The sequence below is a fragment of the Monashia sp. HAY1-5C genome, assembly GCF_056755255.1.
Genome location: NZ_JBPGXG010000360.1, coordinates 1 through 271, shown reverse-complemented (window position 1 = coordinate 271; position 271 = coordinate 1). Strand labels below are relative to the sequence as shown.

1 protein-coding gene is annotated in these 271 nt (G+C 42.8%); it reads left to right on the top strand.

Annotation, left to right across the window (positions count from 1 at the left end; genetic code table 11):
- The coding region (locus ACR9ZK_RS22030) for a hypothetical protein (RefSeq protein ID WP_481344083.1) at positions 1-271 on the top strand (271 nt) is incomplete at both ends.

Below are 271 nucleotides of genomic sequence, written 5' to 3'. Positions count from 1 at the left end.
ACCATGACATTCAGGAAGTTGTGATCAACAGATTTAAACCTACAGGAAATCTCAGATACGATGTAAATGCCATCCGAAAAGAAGACAAAGCACTGGCTATAAAAAAAGTGATCGGACTGCCTGAACCTAAAGGAGACGGCACTCCTCCTCAGCTCCCTGTGGCCGGATTGAGAGATGGCGGACTGACTTTCAGTTTGGAAAGTATTTACGATATTCTTTCCGGTGAACGCAAGAAGAAACAACGCTATATGGCTTACGAAAAGATGAATAA